At 42.9% G+C, this 22,076-nt stretch carries 18 protein-coding genes; 13 read left to right on the top strand and 5 right to left on the bottom strand.

What is annotated here, in order from left to right:
• The first annotated feature begins 69 nt into the window (after positions 1 to 69).
• From M3191_RS15465 to M3191_RS15450, 4 genes are all read left to right on the top strand, one after another.
• Positions 70 to 537, top strand: a complete 468-nt coding sequence (locus M3191_RS15465) for a hypothetical protein (protein ID WP_251701273.1) — start codon at positions 70 to 72, stop codon at positions 535 to 537.
• Positions 538 to 550: 13 nt separating this feature from the next.
• A complete protein-coding gene (locus M3191_RS15460) occupies positions 551 to 1,006 on the top strand; it encodes a GNAT family N-acetyltransferase (protein ID WP_251701272.1) in 456 nt (151 codons plus the stop codon).
• Positions 1,007 to 1,233: 227 nt separating this feature from the next.
• On the top strand, positions 1,234 to 2,532 hold the full coding sequence (locus M3191_RS15455; protein WP_251701271.1) for an NCS2 family permease: 1,299 nt from the start codon (positions 1,234 to 1,236) through the stop codon (positions 2,530 to 2,532).
• A gap of 191 nt (positions 2,533 to 2,723) precedes the next feature.
• Positions 2,724 to 3,923 carry a Bcr/CflA family multidrug efflux MFS transporter gene (locus M3191_RS15450; RefSeq protein ID WP_251701270.1) on the top strand — a complete coding sequence of 400 codons (1,200 nt, stop codon included), beginning with the start codon at positions 2,724 to 2,726 and terminating at the stop codon, positions 3,921 to 3,923.
• A 115-nt stretch (positions 3,924 to 4,038) separates the two neighbouring features.
• Here the strand turns inward: M3191_RS15450 and M3191_RS15445 are convergent, their stop codons facing one another.
• From M3191_RS15445 to M3191_RS15435, 3 genes are all read right to left on the bottom strand, one after another.
• Positions 4,039 to 5,298: an Nramp family divalent metal transporter gene (locus tag M3191_RS15445; protein ID WP_251701269.1), complete on the bottom strand. Its 1,260-nt coding sequence runs from the start codon at positions 5,296 to 5,298 to the stop codon at positions 4,039 to 4,041.
• Positions 5,299 to 5,400: 102 nt separating this feature from the next.
• Complete coding sequence (locus M3191_RS15440; RefSeq protein ID WP_251701268.1) at positions 5,401 to 6,057, bottom strand: helix-turn-helix transcriptional regulator; 657 nt, start codon at positions 6,055 to 6,057, stop codon at positions 5,401 to 5,403.
• Positions 6,058 to 6,155: 98 nt separating this feature from the next.
• Positions 6,156 to 7,103: an agmatinase family protein gene (locus M3191_RS15435; protein ID WP_251701267.1), complete on the bottom strand. Its 948-nt coding sequence runs from the start codon at positions 7,101 to 7,103 to the stop codon at positions 6,156 to 6,158.
• A gap of 254 nt (positions 7,104 to 7,357) precedes the next feature.
• Between M3191_RS15435 and M3191_RS15430 the strand changes: the two genes are divergently transcribed.
• On the top strand, positions 7,358 to 7,567 hold the full coding sequence (locus M3191_RS15430) for a hypothetical protein (RefSeq protein ID WP_251701266.1): 210 nt from the start codon (positions 7,358 to 7,360) through the stop codon (positions 7,565 to 7,567).
• 145 nt (positions 7,568 to 7,712) lie between these two features.
• On the opposite strand, the gene M3191_RS15425 is transcribed toward M3191_RS15430, so the two are convergent.
• Positions 7,713 to 9,029, bottom strand: coding sequence for a transcriptional regulator (locus tag M3191_RS15425; protein WP_251701265.1), 1,317 nt, complete (start codon positions 9,027 to 9,029; stop codon positions 7,713 to 7,715).
• Between the two features lie 323 nt (positions 9,030 to 9,352).
• On the opposite strand from M3191_RS15425, the gene M3191_RS15420 reads away from it, so the two are divergent.
• The 3 genes from M3191_RS15420 (at position 9,353) to M3191_RS15410 (ending at position 13,723) form a co-directional block, all read left to right on the top strand.
• Complete coding sequence (locus tag M3191_RS15420; RefSeq protein ID WP_251701264.1) at positions 9,353 to 10,888, top strand: AbgT family transporter; 1,536 nt, start codon at positions 9,353 to 9,355, stop codon at positions 10,886 to 10,888.
• Positions 10,889 to 10,973: 85 nt separating this feature from the next.
• Positions 10,974 to 12,296: an amidohydrolase gene (locus M3191_RS15415; protein WP_251701263.1), complete on the top strand. Its 1,323-nt coding sequence runs from the start codon at positions 10,974 to 10,976 to the stop codon at positions 12,294 to 12,296.
• A complete protein-coding gene (locus M3191_RS15410) occupies positions 12,293 to 13,723 on the top strand; it encodes a M20 family metallopeptidase (RefSeq protein ID WP_251701262.1) in 1,431 nt (476 codons plus the stop codon). Before M3191_RS15415 ends, M3191_RS15410 begins: the two co-directional genes overlap by 4 nt.
• A gap of 204 nt (positions 13,724 to 13,927) precedes the next feature.
• Here M3191_RS15410 and M3191_RS15405 read toward each other — a convergent pair whose 3' ends face one another.
• On the bottom strand, positions 13,928 to 14,569 hold the full coding sequence (locus tag M3191_RS15405; protein ID WP_251701261.1) for a hypothetical protein: 642 nt from the start codon (positions 14,567 to 14,569) through the stop codon (positions 13,928 to 13,930).
• 187 nt (positions 14,570 to 14,756) lie between these two features.
• Here M3191_RS15405 and M3191_RS15400 point away from each other — a divergent pair, with 187 nt between their 5' ends.
• The 5 genes from M3191_RS15400 (at position 14,757) to cydC (ending at position 21,869) form a co-directional block, all read left to right on the top strand.
• Entirely contained in the window at positions 14,757 to 15,575 is an 819-nt protein-coding gene (locus M3191_RS15400) for a ZIP family metal transporter (protein ID WP_251701260.1), read from the top strand.
• Positions 15,576 to 16,004: 429 nt separating this feature from the next.
• Positions 16,005 to 17,411: a cytochrome ubiquinol oxidase subunit I gene (locus M3191_RS15395; RefSeq protein WP_251701259.1), complete on the top strand. Its 1,407-nt coding sequence runs from the start codon at positions 16,005 to 16,007 to the stop codon at positions 17,409 to 17,411.
• A gap of 29 nt (positions 17,412 to 17,440) precedes the next feature.
• Positions 17,441 to 18,415: a cytochrome d ubiquinol oxidase subunit II gene (cydB, locus tag M3191_RS15390; protein WP_251701323.1), complete on the top strand. Its 975-nt coding sequence runs from the start codon at positions 17,441 to 17,443 to the stop codon at positions 18,413 to 18,415.
• Positions 18,415 to 20,145 (top strand): thiol reductant ABC exporter subunit CydD, encoded by a 1,731-nt coding sequence (cydD, locus tag M3191_RS15385; protein WP_251701258.1) that lies wholly within the window; start codon positions 18,415 to 18,417, stop codon positions 20,143 to 20,145. The genes cydB and cydD overlap by 1 nt, the downstream gene beginning before the upstream one ends.
• Entirely contained in the window at positions 20,142 to 21,869 is a 1,728-nt protein-coding gene (gene cydC / locus M3191_RS15380) for a thiol reductant ABC exporter subunit CydC (RefSeq protein WP_251701257.1), read from the top strand. The genes cydD and cydC overlap by 4 nt, the downstream gene beginning before the upstream one ends.
• Positions 21,870 to 22,076 lie beyond the last annotated feature (207 nt).

The following is a 22,076-nucleotide window of genomic DNA, read 5'->3' as shown; positions in this document are numbered from 1 at the left end:
GTGCCGATATAGGCAATCAATTTAATAGGATTTCGATTATGGGATTTGTGGGGAGAAGGGGGTAGATACATGTTACTGATCATTATCTTCTATATTATAATTGCACCGACCTGTGTATTGCTGCATGAAATAGGACATGGACTCGGTGCTGTTTTCGCTTCAAAAAACCACGTGCATATTTATCTAGGATCGAAGAGTGAGAAGAATAAAGAGATCTTCAGATTAGGACGGCTGCACTTTCATATTATTTGGTCCTATATAGGTTTTGCCTATTGGGAAGGAGAGTTAAGTAAACGACAGAGAGCGATTGCACTAATCGGTGGACCTTTAATGTCGTTATTACTAGCGCTTTTATTTGGACTGCTGACGCTGCTTGGTCCTCGAGGTGATATGCAAACATTGTTTTGGTGGATAACGCTAGTAAACTTCTTTCAGTTTGCTGTTACAATAATCCCTATGAAATACCCTCGTTGGATGTGGGGATATAGTGGTCATCCATCTGATGGCTTACAGTTATTACGACTGTTGAAAAATTAAAAGGGAGATTCCAATGGACACATCAGCTATTAAAGAACTTCACTCTCACAAGGAGTTTTTAGAAGCCTTCCCGGTAATGAACCAACTACGTACTCATCTTGACGAAAAAGCCTATCTCGATTTAGTGGCGGAAGCCAAAGAAAAGGATATGTATCGATTAGTCGCTTTGTATGATCAAGGGGAGATTGTCGCAGTTACCGGCTTTAAACCTATGATCACTCTTTACTATGGGCGTTTTGTTTGGGTTTGTGATTTGGTTACGGATAAAAACAAGCGTTCACATGGATATGGGGAAAAACTTCTTTTGTATGTACAAGATTGGGCGAAAGGAAATGGCTATGGAAGTGTCGCCTTGTCCTCAGGATTACAGAGAACCGATGCACATCGATTTTATGAAGAAAAAATGGACTATGACAAAGTGAGCTATGTGTTTAAAAAAGAAATATCTCTTCAGCTGAAAAAACGCTGAGTGATCATAAATCCTGTTGAGTGATCATAACCCCCGTTGAGTGATCATAAATCCTGTTGAGTGATCATAAACCCAGTTGAGTGATCATAAATCCTGTAGAGTGATCATAAACCCCGTTGAGTGATCATAAACCTTAAAAAGATTTCAATTAACACTTGAAAACTCCGCTAAAAACGAATAATATATGTAAGGTGTTAAATAACGTTCGTCTTTGGAGGAGTTTTTTCGTGTTTAAATTACAAGAAAACAATACAACTGTAAAAACGGAAGTCCTAGCAGGGTTCACAACCTTTTTTACGATGGTATATATCGTGATCGTCAATCCGATCATTTTGAAAGATGCGGGCGTGCCATTCGATCAGGTGTTTACGGCTACGATAATTGCTACTGTTATCGGAACCCTTTGGATGGCGCTAGCAGCAAATTATCCGATTGCGATTGCACCGGGGATGGGTATGAATGCGTATTTCGCCTATTCGGTCGTTGGAACAAATGGTATTACGTATGAAACAGCGTTCTCAGCTGTTTTCGTTGCGGGTTTGATTTTTGTTATTTTGTCGTTGACGTCTTTCCGGAAAGTGTTAATTGAGGCGATTCCTGATAACTTGAAACACGGGATTACAGCGGGGATTGGCTTGTTTATCGCCTTTATTGGAATGAGACAGGCTGGGATGATCGTCTCCCATCCGTCCAATCTTGTAGCGCTTGGGGATCTACATTCACCTACTGTGCTTTTTGGCTTGCTTGGTCTTACGGTTACATTAATATTTATGGCGTTGAGGGTACATGGGGCATTGTTCATCGGCATGATCATTACGGCACTAGTTGCCTTTTTCACAGGACATCTATCCTTTGATCACGGTTTCGTTCAGATGCCTTCGCTTCCTGAAGGAATCATTGTCTCCAATCCGTTCGCTGCTATTACAGATGTTTGGAGTCACATGCTGTTTCCTGTCGTCTTTTCATTCCTCATGGTGACAATTTTTGATACGACTGGAACGATGATTGGGGTTGCACAGCAAGCGGGGTTAATGAAGGATAATAAAATGCCAAGGGCACGCCAAGCTCTACTCGCAGACTCTGTTGCTGCCACTGCTGGCTCGATGTTCGGGACAACCCCGACAAGTGCTTATATTGAATCATCTGCAGGCGTAGCAGCAGGTGGACGAACTGGGCTAACTACAGTAACTGTCGCTATTCTATTTATCGTTGCAGCGTTTTTCGGACCGTTAGTTAGTGCGATTTCAGGTTTATCTTCAATTACTGCACCTGCGTTGATTATTGTCGGCAGTTTAATGATGGGGGCAATTGCCAAAATCAAATGGGATGAGATTGACGAAGCATTCCCCGCATTTCTAATCATCTTAAGCATGCCGCTCACTTCGAGTATTGCAACAGGGATTGCATTAGGTTTCATTTCTTATCCAATCTTAAAGGTTGTTATGGGGAAATGGCGTGCTGTCCATCCACTTGTGTATGTGTTCGCGATTCTGTTCTTTTATCAATTAGCATTTCTGCCGCATTAAACTTTGCAAGTAACGAAAAGAGCAACTCCCAGCTTTCTGGGTGGTTGCTCTTTTTTTGCTTTTCATCAATTGAGTTCAATGGGAAGCCTAATTCTTTCGTTTTAGACATTTTGGTGATAAAGTAGAAACTTATGTTTACATAGGTAGGTACCGAATTTGCCGCCTTTAAGCTTAGAAAGGTTGAAAACATCATGAAAACATTAACAGGAGCTAAGCGCTTAAAGCTGGCACTGCTTTTAGGGACGCTGGCAGCGATGGGCCCTTTAACCATTGATATGTATTTACCGTCATTCCCGACAATTGTTACTGCATTTGGCACAACTCCTTCCTTGGTACAAGTGAGTCTGACAGCGACGTTAGTCGGAATCGGATTAGGACAGTTAGTGCTAGGTCCGATGAGTGATGTCCATGGACGAAAGAAACCGTTAGTCGTTGCACTGATCGTTTACTTGGCGGCATCAATCCTTTGTGCCTTTGCACCCAATATTGGATTGTTCATTGCGGCTCGTTTCCTACAAGGATTTGCGGCATCTGCGGGAATTGTCATCTCCAGAGCAGTCGTCCGGGACGTATACAGTGGAAGGGAATTAACGAAGTTTTTCGCACTCCTCATGCTGATCAATAACCTGGCGCCGATTCTCGCACCTCTTCTAGGAGGAGTCATTCTCGCGTTTACGGATTGGAAAGGCATATTTATCACATTAAGTTTTATTGGTCTTTTGTTGGCCATTGTTGTGATTTGGAAGATGGATGAATCATTATCGCACGATATGCGAGTCCCCAGCAATCTCAACCAGACATTTAAAAACTTCCAATCATTACTGAAAAATCGTAGCTTTATGGGCTATGCACTCGCACAAGGGTTCATTATGGCTGGTATCTTCGCTTATGTTGCGGGGACTCCCTTTGTGTATCAAACGATTTACGGTGTTTCGCCGCAACTATTTAGTGTGTTATTCGGCATGAATGGAATAGGACTCATCATCGGATCGCAAGTTGTCGGGCGCTTAACGGGCATCGTTTCTGAACAGCGATTTTTACAGACAGGATTATTCATTTCCGTCACATCAGGCGCATTTTTACTTATTGCGGTTCTTGTGCACGGCCCGCTTCTCTCAATCGTTGTACCCATCTTCTTTTTCGTTGCATCAATTGGTATCATTGCTACGTCCTCGTTTTCATTGGCGATGGAATCGCAGGGCCATATTGCAGGAAGTGCTTCCGCGTTGCTAGGATTATTGCCATTCATCTTAGGCTCAATTACTGCACCGCTCGTTGGCATCGCAGGAGAGGAAACAGCAATCCCGATGGGGGTCATCATTTTTGGTACATCAATCATTGCACTTCTCTCTTATTACGGACTTGCGCGGAGAAAGAGCGTGGAAACATAACAAGCGATGAATAGTAAAATAATAAATCAGAATCAGTATATGCATAAAAGTAGCACAGACCATGTGGATGGTTTGTGCTACTTTTATTTCTCCTGATTTGCCTTGATAGTAACATTTACGCTCCAATAAAAGCTTTAATGGCATCAATCAAACTATATATTCCGAGGAACGTACAAATGACAGCAACGATTCCGCCAATAATATTCGCTTTCACGGAGTTTCCAAATTCACCAAGACGCTTTTTGTTATTCATGATGACAAGAAGCGTAATGACGATCACCGGGAGTAAAATCCCATTCAACGCTTGTGCGAACAGTAAGACGTCAAGCGGATTGAAACCAAGACCCGAACAGACGATGCCGATGATCATCACTGTTGCGAAGACAATTTTGAAACGCTTATCCTTCATCCCTTTTTCCCATTTTAAAACGCTGCTTACAGTCATCGCTGCACCTAGCGGGGAAGCGAGTGCAGAAGAAAATCCAGCTGCAAACAGTCCGAGGCTCATGAACGCTTTCGCCCATTGGCCAAAAATGGGTTCCAATTGAAGGGATAGATCTGCAGCGCTTGAAACTTCAACACCTTGTATCATTGCTCCAGCAGTAATCAACACTGCCGCTGTAATCAATCCGCCGATACTGATCGAGACGATTGTATCAATGCGCGCTTCTCTCAAGTCAGTTGGCTTGTTCCAACGTTCCTGTACCATGGAGGAGTGTAAAAATAAATTATAGGGCACGACTGTCGTCCCGATCAGCGCAATGATCATAATGATGGAACCACTTGGGATCGTCGGAAGGAATGCGCCTTGGAACAATTCGCCAAGATTAGGCTTTGCGACAAACATTGTTGTAATGAACGTCAAACTCATAATGGCAATCAAGGAGACCATGACCCGTTCAATCAACTTATAACTTCCGCTCAATCCAATAAATAAAATAATAATGCCCACTATTGGCCCAAGCACATTCGGCGAAATGCCTGTCAACGTTGAAATACCGAGCGATGTACCGAGCAGATCGCCGGCCATATAGGCTGCACACCCGACGCTGATTGCAATCATTATAAGCCACATGGAGCCATATTTTAATATGGGATTGGAGAATTGTTCACGAACGGCTTCCCCCAGACCTTTCCGCGTAATTATCCCAAGACGTGCTGTCATTTCTTGCAACACGATTGTCGCGATGATCGAAAAGACGACCGCCCAGAGGATGGCATATCCATACGAAGCACCTGCTCGAGTAGCAGTTGTTACGGTCCCCGGACCAATAAAAGAAGCAGTAATGATGGCGCCAGGACCAATCACTTTTATTCTATCTAGTAATGATTTTCTCTCTGCAACTTGGATGTTCTCAAGTTCAACATTCGTCATTGTAGTACACCTCTCGTTTCAACGTTTGGAATATTTCGTTTATTTGTGGTGGATGAAACCAACGATGATTTCATCATGTGTATATTCTATTTTCTTCTTACTTCATTCTAAATAGTTATAGATCGTTTGTTTTGAAACACCCAGCACAGTAGCGATGCGGTCCCCGGAACCTTGGATTAGGAAAGCGCCTCTCTCTTCCAACTTCTGAACAAAACGAATGCGCTCGTTTCGGGACATTTCGGGAATAGGAACTCCGATTTCCAGCGTTACAGAGCTGATTAAATGATGAAAAACTTCATCAATATTTTTCGCATAAGATTCATCCAGGTGATTACTATTTTCTTCTGCATCGTATACAGTGGTAAATTCTTTCATCACTTGGTTAACCAGTGAAAAAGCAGTAATATCGAAGTTTATGCCCAAATAACCAATGACTTCACCTTCATCGTTCCGAATGAAAGAGATGGAGGTTTTCACCATTTTTCCGTCTGTCGTTCGTGTCGTAAATCCAAGTTTATCTTTCACTTCATTGCCATGTTGGCGTAGTTGTTTCAAAATAACCTCGGTTGTAGGGGCACCTACTTCACGACCTGTCACGTTTCCTTGAATATAAACAAGGGAAGATTGAACATTGCTTAAATCATGTACGACGACTTCACAATTGCTGCCGAAAGTAGCATGAATCATATCAGCAATCGGCTCGTAGCGCTTCAAAATACTGTTAATTTCTCCGTTTGTATCAGCCATTTTTATCACCATTTTTCAGTTTCTTATGTAAGCGCTTTAATTGCGCTTTGCATAGAAGTCTTCAACCTCAGGAAAGGGTTGAAGACTTACAAAATTTACGTGAAAGGGAATTACGAGTTTTGTTGTTTGTGGGCAATTTCACCAGCGAGTGCATATAAAACGACTGTTGAAACAAAGTGTGCTGAGTTTTGGTTCGGATCTTGTTGTGGGTAGATTTCCACGAAGTCCATCCCGATGACACCTTGTTTGCAAATTTCGTAGACAAGCGTAAGTAGTTCATAGGAAGTAAGACCGTTGCCATCGACTGGACCGCCAGGGTTGAACGCAAAATCTAGCACGTCACTGCAGATGCTTAGGTAGACACAATCTACCTCTTTGCTAGCCATTGCATATAGATCACCAGCAAGTGCCTTTAAGTCTTTCGCATTTCGAATATCGTTAATCGTTACTGTGACAGCGCCGGCTTCCTTCGCATTACGGCCGGCTTCCGGCATATTTCTTGGCCCGTGAATCCCAGTATGGATGATGCTTTCATTGCGAACGCCTTCTTGCTCGTATAGACGGGCAAACGGGCTGCATCGTGCATATTGATCTCCGTTATGAGAAGGGAGGTTGTCGTAATGCGCATCAAGATGAATGATACCGACTTTTTTGCCCGTTTCAGCAAGCGCTTTCACGATTGGGAAAGTAACGCCATGATCGCCGCCTAAGCCAATTAGGAATTTCCCGCTTTTCCATAGATCGCTCGAAAATTTTGTAATGCGATTCATTGTTTCATCTACATCAGCGGGTACGACATCGATGTCTCCGATATCTCCGATTTTCATATGTTCAAACACATCAATATGATCAAGTTCCGGTAAATAACCGCTATAACGAGCAGAAGTTAAGCGCATCACTTTCGGGCCAAGTTCACAACCTGTGTAATCTCCCCATGTAACGGCTCCTTCCCATGGAATTCCGTATACTACTGCATCTATATTTTCAAATGATTTAGTAGCAGAGATGTTATCTGCTCCTAAAAAGCAAGGTGTGTTTCCGTAAAGAATTTTAGTCAATTAAGTCAATTCCTTTCGATGTGGTTTTAAATTTTTTCAACTTCTAGATTGAATCGTACTGTTTCTTTGAAAAAAAGTCAAAGGTTTTTTAAATAAATTAAAAGTGTTTAAGGGGAGCTACTCAATAGTGGGGTTGGGCGGAGCTCCTTTGAGAATAAATTTTCAGATGCTTGTTAATATCGGCTCATGGAGTTGTCACTTTTGGACAAGATAAGTTTGGGATGAGTCCTAAAACAATATAGGGAGTGAAATGAATGGAAAATAGTAATAAACGAAAACGTGAAGAACATGATTCACGCGAGGCAACAGCAACTAGTGTAGGTGCTTTTACTGGGGATACTATGGCTTCTGCTCTTGATCCATTCGGATCTACTGCTGTTGGTTCTGACGGAACGTCGGATAACAAAGCGGGGAAAGGTACCGTTGATGATGATAAAATGGCGGCACCAAAACGAGAGTTGTAAAATAAATAAAGTAATCGCTTCTGTTCTTTTATCAATTAGCATTTTTTCGTCATTCATCTTATCTATGCAATCACTGAAAAGAGCAACCCCTAATTTCATAAGGGGTTGCTCTTTTTTTGTTATTCGTGAACGTAGGAAGCCGTATTTATTGTTTGCGTTCGGACGTTTTTCGAAAGTCGATGCGATATACCTTTTTAGGGCGTCCTCTCAACTTTTCTTGTTTGCGATAGATCGTTTCGACCACACCTTTTTCCTCCAATTTATTTAAAATGCGATTGGCTTGGCGGACTGTATGGCCTAAATGATAGGCAAGATCTTCCGAAGTAAGCTCATTTGATTGATTTTTTGCTAGGACAGCCATGATTTTTTGGATATGAAGACTGGATATTTCAAGATTTTCGCTTAACTTCTCTATTTCCGGATTGATCGACACGCTATATTCAATGCAACTATCCATGCCTAGGGGGCCGATGACCTCTTCTCGATCTCTTATGAGGTAAGCGCTAGAGAAATCATTTGCTGCCGCTTCATTATTGGCGATATAGGCATCTTTTTTTGTTTGGTAAAGTGTAGTTCCTACACCCCATCCGATGTTTACTTGGAAGGGGAGTGCATTTGTTAAGTAGTTGATGGCGGCACAGTTTGTAAAATCATTCGTTATTTTTTTCAGTTCAGCATGAGACGTAACGACCTCAAAACCTTTGCGCTGCCTTTGAATGATGGAGAAATAATTTGTGTGATGATTAAACTCCAACAAAGCTTTGTGCAGTAGAACCTGTTTGAAATCCAATTCACTATCATCCGCATCATCAGTAATTGTAATGATCCCGATGGCCCATTGGTTTTCCTGCAAATGGGAGATTTGCAGTTCGTGAATAATTTGCTGCAATTGTTCCCAAATGGATTCTTTTGAGGGAAAAATGAACGTATTGGGAATGCCGGCTTCATTCAAGTGATGAACAATGTTACTTAAACGAGTGATTGCAAAATCAATTTTTCCTTCCGCCCATAGAGTTAAATGTTTTTGCAAAGTCTTTTCGTAAATATCATCCGCATACTCCAGTTGGCTGGAATAAGGTCTTTCGTCTTCTTTCAATACTTCATACAATCTGAATGAATCCTCGTATTCTCCCAGAAAATCAATAAACACCCTTGAAAAGTCTAGTTCTTTAAATTGATTCCGGATCGCGAATAGGTGTTTATAAAAGTCGCCTTCTGTAATTTCCAAATAGAAAGTAGGTGTAGGTAATACAGTTGAATGCTGGAGCAATATCTTATAAGCCAACCTACCACTCAATAGGATGCCGTCATAGTACAAATGATGCTGTTCGTACAACACTGTAATTTCTTTGATTTGCCGATACGGGATGAACGTTAACTCGCAATGATCTGGTAAATAGGATTCGACTTGTTTAATCATTTCGATAGAGTGACTAGCTGTAATGACGCCTATTTTGAGCATAATTGACTAGCTCCTTTCCCAGTAAATAAGCTCTCATTTAAACTATACAAGGAAACTTCAAGGAGAATCAATGAATCTGAGCTAATTAATAAAATACTTTCATTTTTAGTAAAAATGGGATTGCATTCTTAAAAAGTGCTTGCTATACTCTTTTCAAGACATGTCCTAAATAGGTCTAATAATAAATCTACTCTTATCGCATGCAGGTTATTATTTCAGCGTCTTTTAGTTAAACGATATGAAAGCGCATTCACGTGATGTAGAGAAAATGAACAAAATTTGCAGTTCTTCAACACTATCAATCACACCACGGGAGGTAAGTCATGAGTAAACCAACAGAGAAAACTGCGAAGCAAGGATTGTTTATACGATTTTTAAACATCGTTGAAAGGGTTGGAAATAGACTGCCAGATCCTTTCATGCTATTTGTCTACTTGGCAATCGCAGTAATGGTCGCGTCATTCATTTTTGCGCAGTTTAATGCATCCGTTATTCATCCTGGAACAGGAGAACAGCTGCAGATCAAGAACTTACTTTCTGGAGAAGGATTGCAATACATTCTCTCGTCCATGATAACGAACTTCACAGGCTTCGCGCCTTTAGGTCTTGTCTTGGCGATGATGCTTGGAATCGGTTTAGCAGAAAAAGTTGGTTTGCTAGAAACTGCGATTAAAAAAACCGTATTGAAAGCACCTGCGAAATTGGTTACATATGCAGTTGTCTTTACAGGGATCATGGGGAATATAGCTTCTGACGCAGCGATGATCTTAATTCCTCCGCTTGCGGCAATGGTATTTTATAAGCTTGGGCGTCATCCGCTTGCCGGTTTGGCAGCTGGTTTTGCAAGTGCAGGTGCTGGATTTACAGCCAATTTATTAGTAGTAGGTACAGACGCACTGTTAGCCGGAATTTCGACCGAAGCTGCAAAAATGATTGATGAAACAGTGGTTGTCACACCGGTGGACAATTGGTTCTTTAACATCGCTTCTGTTTTCATTTTGACAATTGTCGGTGGACTGATAACTGATAAAATTATTGAACCTAAACTTGGAAAATATACAGGGGATGCCGTATTGAAGTCGATGGATGATGATTTGCCGAATGCGAGTAAAGGCCTTCGCAATGCTGGCTTGGCAGGACTCGGTTATATTGCTTTGTTGCTGCTCGTTATTTTTTGGCCGGACTCTCCGTTGCGCAATGAGGATGGCGGTATGATTCCTTCACCATTTTTAACCGGCATCATCCCGATTATTATCTTGTTCTTCGTGACGATAGGCGTCGCGTATGGATTGACAACTGGTACGATTAAATCGACAAAAGATGTTTCAAAACATATGACTGCATCCATCCGGGAAATGTCAGGATATATCGTGCTCATTTTTGCAGCAGCTCAATTTATCTCGTACTTCAACTGGACAAATATTGGTACATGGATTGCGGTCAATGGCGCAGAATGGTTAAAAGAAATCAATCTTACGGGCATGTGGGTTGTTATCGGATACATTATTTTCACAGCTTTGCTGAATTTCTTAATTACTTCCGGATCGGCGAAGTGGGCATTGGAAGCACCTGTATTCGTGCCGCTGTTCATGCAGCTTGGGTACCATCCTGCATTTACGCAAGTGGCATATCGGGTAGCCGATTCTTCAACGAATATCATTACTCCGCTAAATGCGTATTTCGTAGTGATCTTATCATTCATGCGCGAGTATGACAAAAAAGCGGGGATTGGAACATTGATATCCTTGATGATTCCTTATTCCTTGGCGTTTCTAGGTGTTTGGATCATTCTCATTCTTGTGTTCTTCTATGCCGACATCCCATTTGGGCCAGGCGTAACGCCATTCTATACACCGTGAATTATGAATCTACATGGCGTACTGTTGCGGATTTCCGTGGACGGTACGCCTTTCTGATAAATGAAACTATTTGGGAGTGACTATTATGGATGAGATACAGTATATGGAAGAACTTCACCAACTGCTTCAAAACTGGAGACGCGATTTTCACCAAAACCCTGAAATCGGTTTTATGGAAATGCGTACAGCATCGATTGTAGCCAGCTATTTAGAAGACTTAGGCTATAAAGTGCACGCAGGTGAAGAGGTGATGAAGAGGGAAGCAAGAATGGGCGTCCCGGAACAGGATGCGTTGGATCGACATTTTGAATGGGCGAGACAAAATGGCGCCGATGAAAGATGGTTGGAACGGCTGAAGGATGGAATGACGGGCGTTGTGGGCGTCCTCGATACAGGGAGACCTGGTCCGGTCATAGCATTCCGGGTAGATATGGATGCGCTCGAAATTCAGGAAGAACTATCACCAGGACATTTGCCATTTGATGAAGGATTCTCTTCAGTCAATGAAAATACGATGCACGCATGCGGTCATGATGGTCATACGGCAATCGGGATGGGGCTTGCCAAACTGCTGATGGAAGAAAAAGATTCGCTTAACGGGGTCGTAAAACTGATTTTCCAACCTGCGGAAGAGGGGACGCGCGGTGCAAAGTCAATGACAGAAGCAGGTGTTGTAGATGACGTTGACTTCTTCATCGCAACTCATATAGGGACAGGCGTTACAGCTCGTCACGTAGTTGCAGGCAATGCAGGGTTCCTTGCAACTACGAAAATGGATGTCGTTTTTAAAGGAAAAGCGGCTCACGCCGGTGCTGCGCCTAATGAAGGACAAAATGCATTGGTAGCGGCCTCAACGGCAGTCCTCGGACTATATGGAATCCCCCGTCACGCAGATGGAGCATCCCGCGTCAATGTCGGTGTATTGAAGGCGGGAAGCGGGCGTAATATTATTGCGCCACTTGCATTCCTGCAAATTGAAACACGCGGAGAGACATCGGAAGTGAATGAGTACATTCGAGCGCAAGCTTTATCGATTTTACAAGGGGCCGCTGCAATGCATCAAACAGAGGTGGACATTCAAATTGTCGGGGAAGCTGTTAGCAGTACTCCAAGTGAGTCATTGGTCGACATCATTTCCGAAGTGGCGACGTCTTCACCGTATGTTGATCATGTCATTCCAATGAGCACTCAATCCGCCGGTTCCGAAGATGCCACATATTTCATGGAAAGAGTGAAAGAGCGAGGCGGTCTTGCAACGTATACAATCATTGGAACGGATCTGGCAGCGGGACATCATCATGAACGGTTCGACTATGATGAGGAAGTTCTTCTGACAGGCGTTGATCTATTGTTCCGGACAGCAAAAGCACTGGCAGCAGTTAAGGATGAAAAGGAGTGTCAAGAATGAATGATCTTCAGAAAATAGTTCAATTGGTAGAAGAAAAGAAAGATAAATGGGTGGATGTCAGCAAGCAAATTTGGCGATTTGCCGAAACGCGTTTTGAGGAAGTCCAATCGGCTGCATTACTTTGTGAAGTACTGGAATCTGAAGGGTTTGAAGTGGAGAAAGGGCTTGCCGACATGCCGACAGCCTTTGTAGGCAGTTACGGCTCCGGTAGTCCTGTCATCGCTTTTCTAGGTGAGTACGATGCGCTTTCAGGATTAAGCCAAGAAGGTGGAACGGCTGATCCATCACCAATTGAACAGGGAGGGAACGGCCACGGATGCGGTCACAATTTGCTCGGAACAGGCTCCCTAGCCGCAGCCGTTGCGCTTAAAGACTTGATGGTGCAAGAAGGCTTGCCGGGCACAATTCGTTATTATGGCTGCCCAGCAGAAGAAGGCGGTTCCGGAAAAACGTATATGACACGTGCAGGTATTTTTGATGATGTTGATTTTGCACTATGTTGGCATCCATGGTCGACAAACGAAATCTTCACAGGGAACTCGTTGGCAAACTATCAGATCTACTACCGGTTCAAAGGGAAAAGCGCCCATGCAGCTGCGGCTCCGCATCTTGGCAGAAGTGCATTGGATGCAGTTGAACTCATGAACGTCGGCGTGAACTACTTGCGCGAGCATATAATTCCTGAAGCAAGAGTTCACTATGCAATCACTAATTCAGGTGGCTTCTCGCCGAACGTGGTTCAAGCCGAGGCGGAAGTACTTTACTTAATCCGCGCCCCTAAAACACCTCAAGTCCAAGAAATTTACGAGCGCGTATGCAATATCGCAAAAGGCGCAGCATTAATGACCGGAACAGAAGTGGAAATCGTTTTTGATAAAGCTTGTTCAAATTTAATTCCGAATACAACAATCGAGACGAAAATGCATGAAGTATTCAATGAAATCGGCTTGCCTGATTACAGTGAGGAAGAGCTTGCATTCGCCCAACAACTTCAAGCAACGTTGTCACAAGCGGATATTGAAAACGATATGGGGAAATTGCCGAAAGAAGTTGCGGACCAATTGAAAGGAAAAGCAATGGCAGACGTCATTAATCCTTACAATCCGGATTCAACTCCATCTATTTTCGGGTCAACCGACGTTGGGGATGTGAGCTGGGTCACTCCAACCGCTCAACTTTTCGGAGCATGCTGGGTTCTTGGTACGCCGGCCCACACGTGGCAAGTCGTCTCCATTGGAGATACATCCATTGCAGAAAAAGGAATGTTGCTTGCAGGGAAAGTAATGGCAGGAACAGCGCTCGAAATGCTGAAACAACCAGAGCTGATCGAGAAGAGCAAAAAGGAATTAAAAGAACGCCTTGGCGACAACGTCTACAAATGTCCAATTCCCGACCATATCATCCCAGCAAGCAACGAAAAGAACTAATCTGAATTGTGCCGGAATTGTGTCGGTGCCTGTGCATGGTGCATTTATGACAATTCAATAAAACTTATATAAATACAAAGGGAAGCCATCCAAATGACAATTTGGATGGCTTCCTGTTTTTCATTTATGCAATTGTAGTGTATAGACAGAATTGTGTCTTGCACAGGCACCGAAAAAGGCACCGAAAAAAACCTAAAAGGCTTTTTATATTGTAGGGAAGGCAATGATGATTTGTCCGTTGTTATTTTCGACTTCTATGATTTCGTTATCAAATAGATAAGGGGTGTCGTTTTCATCTTGTGGTTTGATCTTCTCGTACATGTTCCTTACTGATAAGACAGGGAATGTAACAGGTATGAATCGCCCTTTATGTAATGCTTTCATATTGCCCATTAGAAATAATTCTTTGCTGGATGCCGCGAAGCTTAAGTGGCCAATTTCCTTATTGGAGCTGCCCGTTACTAGTTTCACGTTTTGCAATAAGGAAATAATACACAAAATGAAGTCATTGATTACTTCGGGTGTCATTTTTTCATAACCTTTGTCGATGAAAAACGCGTTGAAGCCGTTCCGAATCTCTTTAAAGGAAAACAGGTTCTCGATCTTTTGCTTTCTTCCTTTGCCGAGATTATCAATAATTTGCTTGCACTCCTCGAAAAATTCTTTGACGAACCCCCTGCAATTTTCCCTATGTACAATAAAGTCCCCCAGTTCCTTCATCACTTTATTGTCTTGCACATCTTCTCTAATAAACAGTAAAAAGCTTAAGACATCTTTTTCATCAAAGCTTCTTTCTGTAAACGTAGTGTAATAGTAGTCAAAGAGTTGCCGCTTTTTTTTATCCACTGTTCGTCACTCCTTAAATCGTTATATTAATTGCAGCTCATAGTCATTTTTTAATCATATCATGCAATGTTGTGGGGAAGATTATATTCTAACAGGAAATACTCAAAATTTAAATGTTGCACGAAGGAAACATGGCGCATATAATAGCGTTAATCTATAGAATAAAGACACAAGAGGGTGAATGTTGATGATAGATTATTTTATAGGACTGAATCCGATTGCACAGGCATTGATCGCCACTTTATTCACGTGGGGAATGACTGCTGTCGGAGCGGCCCTTGTCTTTACAACGAAGAAAGTAAATCAGAAATTGATGGATGGAATGCTGGGGTTTGCGGGTGGTGTAATGATTGCGGCAAGTTTTTGGTCATTGCTCGCACCTTCCATTGAAATGGCCGAACAAAATAGCTCTTTTCCATCTTGGTTTCCGGCAGCTATAGGCTTTTTATTGGGAGGCGCCTTTCTGTGGGTGGCGGATAAGATCATTCCCCACTTGCATCCGAGCTCTTCCATGAAAGACGCTGAGGGCATCAATCCTGCCGGCAGACGGCGGAGCACCCTTCTTGTATTTGCGATTACGTTGCACAATATACCTGAAGGTCTAGCAATCGGGGTTGCCTTCGGTGCTGTGGCGGCAGGTATGCCGTCCGCAACAATGGCGGCCGCTATTGCATTGGCGATTGGAATCGGGATCCAGAACTTCCCAGAAGGGACAGCGGTTTCAATGCCGCTGCGGAGAGACGGAATGTCACGCCGGAAAAGTTTCTTCTATGGACAATTTTCCGGCGCGGTTGAACCGATTTCGGCTGTAATCGGTGTAATTGCAGTCACAACGATGCAGCCCCTTCTCCCATTCGCGTTAAGCTTTGCTGCAGGCGCAATGATTTTCGTAGTAGTGGAAGAGGTCATCCCGGGATCACAGGAAAATGGCAATAAAGACTTGGCATCGATTTGCTTAATGCTAGGATTTGCAGTCATGATGATACTGGATGTTGCATTTGGCTAAGGGATGAACGAGACAATCTGCAACTAACGAGAAGACGGCGTTGTATAAATAAATATTACATTTCATAGAGCAGTCAGTGTGGATTTATTCACACTGGCTGTTTTTGTTATTTTGTGAAGTGTTCTTGTTAATCGCCGAAGGTTTTCATTGTGAAATAGTAACTTTTTCATAATAAAACATCTGTTAAACCTTTCTAATCCATCTTACTGTTTAATTGTGAACGATTGAGATAATTATTTTGTCACAATAAGATTAAAGGTCATAAATCCGCCAAACTTTGGACAAAGAAATGTCGTTGATTAGTCATCTCTTCGGCATGGATAGTGAGTAAACATCCATGTATACTTGTATACTCCATGAAGATCCTCAATCATTTGGGCTTATGGAAATACTATTCGTAGCATTACTTTAAAGGAGTGTATTTGTGAAATGGATCCGTTATTTTTAGCAAGGATACAATTTGCTTCTACAACAATATTTCATTATCTTTTCGTCCCGATGTCAATCGGTCTCGCACTGACGATTGCGATTATGCAAACGATTTATCATCGAACAGGCGATGAAAAGTATAAAAAAATGACGAAGTTTTGGGGAACCATGTTTCTCATTAACTTTGCAGTCGGTGTTGTAACAGGAATTTTACAAGAATTCCAGTTCGGTATGAACTGGTCGACATATTCAAGATTCGTCGGAGACGTCTTTGGTCCATCACTTGCAATCGAAGGACTGCTTGCGTTCTTTATGGAGTCAACTTTCATTGGATTATGGGTGTTCGGTTGGGATCGCTTGCCGAAACGAGTTCATTTGCTATCCATCTGGCTCGTTCTGTTTGGAACTGTTCTTTCCGCCTTTTGGATTTTAACAGCCAATTCATTTATGCATCACCCCGTAGGCTTTGAATATTTTGAAGGCAGAGCCCAAATGAATGATTTCCTCGCTTTATTAACAAACCCGCAATTATGGGTTCAGTTCCCGCATGTTTTGTTTTCAGCTTTTGCAACAGGTGCTTTTTTCGTTGCAGGAATCAGTGCATGGAAAATTCTAAAGAAACAACAACTAGATATGTTCAAGAAGTCTTTTCAGATTTCCATTATCATTGCAACGGTTTCAACAGTTGTCGTTCTGTTCGTCGGTCACCAACAAGCGGTGCATCTCCTTACTACGCAACCTATGAAAATGGCGGCTGCGGAAGCATTATGGGAAGACAGCGCTGATCCGGCACCGTTTACGGTGGTAGCAAAAATTAACCCTTATGAAAAGACAACGACAAATGAAATACAAATCCCTTATATGTTAAGTGTTTTATCGTTCAATAAATTTAGTGGACAAGTTGAAGGGATGAATACGATTCAGAAGCATTATGAAGAAAAGTATGGGCCTGGCAACTATATTCCACCTGTTCGAACAGTATTTTGGAGCTTCCGTACAATGGTGTTTGCTGGCACAATCATGCTTCTTCTCGGAGTATACGGCTGGTTTGTATCAAGGAGAAACAAACTTGAACAAAATCCATTGTTCATGAAAGTAATGGTATACGCGATAGCGTTACCGTTTATCGGGAATACTGTCGGTTGGATAATGACGGAAATGGGTCGTCAGCCGTGGGTTGTCTTCGGTGTCATGAAAACAGAAGATGCCGTATCCCCGAATGTCACAGCGGGTCAGGTTCTATTTTCGCTTATTTCATTTTCAACATTGTATGCGATTTTAGCGGGGGTAGCGGTTTACTTATACGTCCGCACAATTAAGCAAGGTGCATTTCAGGAAAAAACGGTTGAGGTTGATGTTGATGCTGTTGACCCATCCGGTCGGGAGGATGATTATATTTGGAACTAAGTGAATTATGGTTTCTGCTGATCGCTTTTATGTTCACATTATTCTTCGTGCTTGAGGGATTTGACTTTGGTGTCGGCACGGTCGCCAAGTATTTGGGACGCGATGATTATGAGAAGCGAGTGTATTTAAATTCGATCGGACCTTTTTGGGATGCCAATGAAGTGTGGCTCATTTCAGCTGGTGCCGCAATGTTTGCGGCATTTCCACATTGGTATGCAACGCTGTTCAGTGGTTTCTATATTGCCTTTGTGTTCATGTTGCTTGCGTTAATTTTACGCGGCGTCGCATTTGAATTTAGAGGGAAGGTAGATCATCCCGTATGGAAACAGGTGTGGGATTGGGCAATCTTTATTGGAAGCGTTGTCCCCCCATTCCTTTGGGGAGTGGCATTGACGAATTTTATGACAGGTGTTCCAATCGATCAACATAAGGAGATGATCGGTGGGTTTCTACAATTGCTTCATCCATTTGCCTTACTTGGCGGTGTGATGTTTACGCTTCTTTGCATCGTACATGGGTTGCAATTTATCACACTGCGAACAGAAGGCGAACTACAAGAACGAGCAAGGGTTGCGTCATCGAGATTTGCACCCGCGGTATTGCTTGCTTTGCTTGCTTTTGCCGCAGCCGGTCTTTGGAAGACAGATATCTTCACTTCACACGGAACTGGGTGGATTGCGTTGCCGCTGTTAGCCTGGGGAACATTGCTCCTGTCAACTATATTGAATAAAAAGAAGAGGAACAGACTCTCATTTTTAATGACGACGATTACAATCATTGCGTTAACCGCAAGTGTCTTTATAGGACTGTTTCCACGGGTCATGATCAGTACGCTTGGCGCAGCAAATGATTTAACGGTCTATAACGCCTCCTCGGGAGATTATTCGTTAAAAGTGATGAGTTATATTTCGTTAACACTGATTCCCTTCGTGCTAGCTTATCAAGGGTGGAGCTATTACGTATTTCGTGAACGTCTCAAAGGGAAGGACCAGTTGGAGTATTAATGAAAAGAAAAAAAGGACTTCCATCTTACCCCGGCAGCCGTTCTCTCTATACGTCCCTGACGTTCCTCATTTTAGTAGAAGCGTGTGCAATCGTCTTTCAAGCCATTTTCTTGGGACGGAGTGTGACATCTTTATTCCAAGGGGCAACTGTTCAAGAAATCTGGAAAGACCTCCTTTTGTTCCTAGTATTTTTCGTCATGCGTCACGTTTTATCCCACGTCCAACAACTGTTGTCAGAGCGCTTTGCAGTCCGAACAACGAAAGCGTTACGCGAACAACTTACCGCTTCCTATTTTAAACTCGGTCCACGATTTGCGCAGACTAACGGAACGGGGAGACTCGTTACGCTTGCGATTGAAGGGATTGAACAAGTCAAAACGTATTTGGAAATCACGATTCCACGTATGATCCGTACCTTTATCATCCCTGCGGTACTTGCGATTACTATTTTTACGTTCGACAAAATATCATCCATCATCTTAATCGCCACTGTCCCGATCATTATCATTTTCATGATTTTACTTGGGATGGCGGCGCAAAAAATGGCAGACAATCAGTATAAAACTTATCGTATCCTATCGAATCACTTCATCGATACATTAAAAGGATTGGAAACGTTAACGTACTTAGGAGTAAGCGAAAGACATGAAGGCAAAATTGCACGTGTCAGCAAACGATATCGGAAAGCGACGATGAAAACACTTCGTATCGCATTCCTTTCATCATTTGCACTCGATTTTTTTACGAGTTTGTCGATCGCATTCGTTGCGGTTGGTCTTGGTTTCCGCCTCATTGATGGTGCGATCGTTCTTCTACCAGCATTAACGATTCTTATTTTAGCACCCGAATACTTTTTGCCAATCCGACAAGTTGGAACGGATTATCATGCGACGTTGGACGGGCAAATTGCCTTGGAACAAATAGAATCCATTATTAAAGAACATGAGGATTCAACTCTCCCTGCGATGAACACGAAAATCGAATGGGGACCGATGAGCAAGATTGCGTTTCATGGAGTAACAGTTAGTGTAGATGAAAAACAGATTCTAAATAACCTGCGATTTGCATGGGAAGGTAGCGGAGCAATTGGGATTGTAGGTGAGTCAGGGGCTGGAAAGTCAACATTCATCGATATTATTGCCGGCTTTTTACAGCCGACTAGTGGACTGATCGAAGTGAACGAAGAGAAAACACCTTCGCTCATGCGAACGGATTGGACAAGTCAGATTGCCTATATCCCGCAGCACCCTTATATTTTCCCGGCGTCGATTAAAGAAAACATTCGATTTTATGAACCGACTGCCACTGATGAGGAAGTCGAGCAGGTCATCGATGAAACAGGTCTTCGCGCTCTCGTTGAACAATTGCCTGAACAAGCGGATACCCAAATCGGCGAGGGGGGGCGTTCAGTAAGTGGCGGTCAAGAACAACGAATTGCGATGGCCCGCGCATTGTTAAGTAAACGCCCCATTATTATTCTCGATGAACCAACAGCACATCTTGATATTGAGACAGAATATGAGTTGAAAAAATCAATGCTTCGCCTTTTTGAAGGGAAACTCGTCTTTCTTGCGACGCATCGAATTCATTGGATGAAGGATATGGATCATGTCGTCGTAGTAAAAGAGGGGAGTCTCATCGAAAGTGGTACACATGATGAATTAATTCGGAAACAAGGTGTGTATACAGATTTGATTAGACAAAACCGGGGAAGGGGAGGAGAGCTGTGAGAACTTGGATTATCCCTTATATGAAACAACATAAAGGGCGGATGTTGCTTACCGTATTGGTAGGCGTGCTTGGCGTCGCTTCTAGTGTGATGTTATTGTTCATATCGGGTTTTTTGATCTCAAAGTCTGCCCTTCGCCCGGAAAATATTATGATCGTCTACGTTCCCATTGTGGCGGTACGGGCGTTTAGTATAAGCCAGGCGGTCATGCGTTATTTAGAAAGGCTCATTGGCCATGACGTCATTTTGCGCATTTTGGAGAGAATGCGAACACGGCTGTACCGTGTTCTGCAACCTCAGGCATTAGTATTGCAATCACGTTATAAAACGGGTGACTTATTGAGTATGTTATCCGAGGACATCGAGCATTTACAGGATTTCTATTTACGAACTGTATTTCCAAGTATCTTATCGCTATTCGTTTATGGTGCATTGATTGGCGTGCTTGGATTATTTGACTGGGTATTTGCCCTCATGATGGCGCTTGTGTTAGCGATTATTGTATTCGTAATTCCTTTTATTTCATTACTCGTGACGCGACGTAAATACATCTCGCTAAAACAAGGACGCAATCAATTATACGCGCAATTAACAGATGCCGTATTCGGCTTATCGGATTGGATTGCCAGTGGACGAATTGAATCATTTTTAGCTGATTATAAAGCCGATGAACGCGACTTGTTAGAAATTGAAAAGAGAATGAAGCGATGGCAACATGTGCGAAATGCTATAGTTCAACTTGTCATCGGCATTGCAGTGATGGCGATGATCGCTTGGGCAGGCAACCAAGCGGAGACAGGGCAAATTGCACCAACTGTAATTGCAGCTTTTGCATTAATGATGTTAGCAATTACCGATGCCCTATCACCGGCTTCTGAAGCAATTGAACGGATCCCCGCGTATGAAGAATCACTTCGACGTTTACAAGAGGTGGAAACCGAAACCAACGATGCTCCAGGTCACGCTCCGCAGTCAGCGGCAGCAGCTATTCACGAAGCAAACGGACCAGCGATTGAAGTGCAAAATGTATCCTATCGTTATCCAGAAAGTAAGGAAGATGTCATTAGTGGGATGACCTTGACGATTGATAGAGGAAAGAAAGTTGCAATCTTAGGTCGTAGCGGTACTGGCAAATCAACGCTGCTAAAACTTTTGACAGGCGCACTTCAGCCGACAGCAGGAAATGTGTTCATCGACGGTGAACAAGCAAGCCAAAGCTTGCTTGCCGAATCGCTGTCAATTTTGAATCAAAAATCACATCTTTTTGATACAACGGTGGAAAATAATATTCGGATTGGAAATCCCGAAGCATCTGATGAAGAGATTTCGGAAGTTGTTGAACAAGCACAACTAACGAAATTACTCGCTTCGATCCCTACAGGACTGAAAACGCCGATGGAAGAAATGGGACATCGTTTTTCAGGCGGAGAACGCCAACGAATTGCATTGGCCCGTGTCCTTTTACAGCAAACACCGATTGTTATTTTTGATGAACCAACAATTGGACTTGATCCGAAAACAGAACATGACCTACTGCAAACAATGTTCGATGCGGCAAAAGACAAGACGGTCATTTGGGTGACACATCATTTAGCGGGCATCGAACAAATGGACGAAATCATCTTTCTGGAAGATGGGAACATCGCATTACAAGGAAATCATGAACAACTGCTAGCAACTTCATCCAAGTACCGTGCGTTGTATGACATGGATAAAGGGATTTGATGAGTTGGGAACTGAGCAGTAAATGAGTGTAATGAAATAAGTAATTAGCAAGCATGGACGGATCATTTCACCGTTCATGCTTTTTTGGTGTGCCCAGCATGGGCGTAGTCTATAGGGTGCAAGTCCCGAACCGCGAAGGCAGAAGTAGCGGTTAGCCTAACGCAAGGGTGTCCATGGTGACGTGGAATCTGAAGGAAGCGGGCGGCA

The sequence above is a fragment of the Sporosarcina luteola genome, assembly GCF_023715535.1.
Taxonomy (GTDB): Bacteria; Bacillota; Bacilli; order Bacillales_A; family Planococcaceae; genus Sporosarcina; species Sporosarcina luteola_B.
The sequence above is the reverse complement of the archived record's forward strand: the minus strand, read 5'-3'. Positions and strand labels throughout refer to the sequence as shown.

Coding starts and splice junctions, on each gene's coding strand:
- M3191_RS15465 (WP_251701273.1), top strand. CDS start 70: ATGTTACTGATCATTATCTTCTATATTATAATTGCACCGACCTGTGTA.
- M3191_RS15460 (WP_251701272.1), top strand. CDS start 551: ATGGACACATCAGCTATTAAAGAACTTCACTCTCACAAGGAGTTTTTA.
- M3191_RS15450 (WP_251701270.1), top strand. CDS start 2,724: ATGAAAACATTAACAGGAGCTAAGCGCTTAAAGCTGGCACTGCTTTTA.
- M3191_RS15445 (WP_251701269.1), bottom strand. CDS start 5,298: ATGACGAATGTTGAACTTGAGAACATCCAAGTTGCAGAGAGAAAATCA.
- M3191_RS15440 (WP_251701268.1), bottom strand. CDS start 6,057: ATGGTGATAAAAATGGCTGATACAAACGGAGAAATTAACAGTATTTTG.
- M3191_RS15430 (WP_251701266.1), top strand. CDS start 7,358: ATGGAAAATAGTAATAAACGAAAACGTGAAGAACATGATTCACGCGAG.
- M3191_RS15425 (WP_251701265.1), bottom strand. CDS start 9,029: ATGCTCAAAATAGGCGTCATTACAGCTAGTCACTCTATCGAAATGATT.
- M3191_RS15420 (WP_251701264.1), top strand. CDS start 9,353: ATGAGTAAACCAACAGAGAAAACTGCGAAGCAAGGATTGTTTATACGA.
- M3191_RS15415 (WP_251701263.1), top strand. CDS start 10,974: ATGGATGAGATACAGTATATGGAAGAACTTCACCAACTGCTTCAAAAC.
- M3191_RS15410 (WP_251701262.1), top strand. CDS start 12,293: ATGAATGATCTTCAGAAAATAGTTCAATTGGTAGAAGAAAAGAAAGAT.
- M3191_RS15400 (WP_251701260.1), top strand. CDS start 14,757: ATGATAGATTATTTTATAGGACTGAATCCGATTGCACAGGCATTGATC.
- M3191_RS15395 (WP_251701259.1), top strand. CDS start 16,005: ATGGATCCGTTATTTTTAGCAAGGATACAATTTGCTTCTACAACAATA.
- cydB (WP_251701323.1), top strand. CDS start 17,441: ATGTTCACATTATTCTTCGTGCTTGAGGGATTTGACTTTGGTGTCGGC.
- cydD (WP_251701258.1), top strand. CDS start 18,415: ATGAAAAGAAAAAAAGGACTTCCATCTTACCCCGGCAGCCGTTCTCTC.